2 protein-coding genes are annotated in these 785 nt (G+C 46.4%); one reads left to right on the top strand and one right to left on the bottom strand.

Going from position 1 to position 785, the window contains the following annotated elements:
- Positions 1 to 70: 70 nt before the first annotated feature.
- Complete coding sequence (locus CKO36_RS19295) at positions 71 to 505, bottom strand: hypothetical protein (RefSeq protein WP_200286508.1); 435 nt, start codon at positions 503 to 505, stop codon at positions 71 to 73.
- A gap of 64 nt (positions 506 to 569) precedes the next feature.
- Between CKO36_RS19295 and CKO36_RS19450 the strand changes: the two genes are divergently transcribed.
- The coding region (locus CKO36_RS19450) for a hypothetical protein (RefSeq protein ID WP_207161531.1) at positions 570 to 785 on the top strand (216 nt) is incomplete at its 3' end.

Below are 785 nucleotides of genomic sequence, written 5' to 3'. Positions count from 1 at the left end.
GATACTGAATCTTGAAAACCGTATGGCTACCGTAGCGATACTCCATCTTTAACAACCCTTGCAAAAGGCTTCAAAGATAAATCTGACCGCCTAAAGGCGGTGGTTTCAACCTTACTTCGGACAATGACACTCCCATCAAGAAATATTTGTAAGTTTTTGGATTGTCGATTCCGGGCGTCAAAGCGACAATACCTCCTTGTATTACAACAAAACCTATGCCAGCAAGTATCGATCCATGTATTGGTGTCAACGTCTGCCACAGAAAGCGCCGATTATCATATGCTCCATGCCGCACCGCAATTACAACATACCTTGACGCATTTAGTGCGCCACCAATAGCGCCAAACGCTAATACATATACTAACGTTAGATGACTGCTTAGAAGCCCGTTTGTTTCACTGGCAGACAAGACGCAAGTGCCAGATAACACAAATATCACAACATGATAGATCGAAATCATTACTGCGAGCTTTGGCGTGCCAGCTGATTCTTCTTCCGTACTCATAAGGTATGTCCTAGTCTCTTGATAAAGCTAACGCTTACTTAAACGGCTGCGCCGCAACGATAACGTGAGCGGCACGAACTATACCGCGAGTCCGTTTGAAGTTCTTGTTAGGCCCATTTATACCCAAAACACAATACCTTTAAAATTTTTATTGGCCTTGATCATGCCTTGGTCCATTGTTGCTAAGCCGCCACAGGCATCAGGTAGGGGCGCTTTGCCGGTCGAGGTCGTCGTCGAGCCGGCCAAGCCGGCCAAGGCATGCGTTCAAGCACTTGCTCAA

It is taken from the genome of Rhabdochromatium marinum, from assembly GCF_016583795.1.
Taxonomy (GTDB): Bacteria; Pseudomonadota; Gammaproteobacteria; order Chromatiales; family Chromatiaceae; genus Rhabdochromatium; species Rhabdochromatium marinum.
The sequence above is the reverse complement of the archived record's forward strand: the minus strand, read 5'-3'. Positions and strand labels throughout refer to the sequence as shown.

Bases quoted from the DNA above. Each gene is read 5' to 3' on its own strand.
- CKO36_RS19295 (WP_200286508.1), bottom strand. From the start codon at position 505: ATGAGTACGGAAGAAGAATCAGCTGGCACGCCAAAGCTCGCAGTAATG.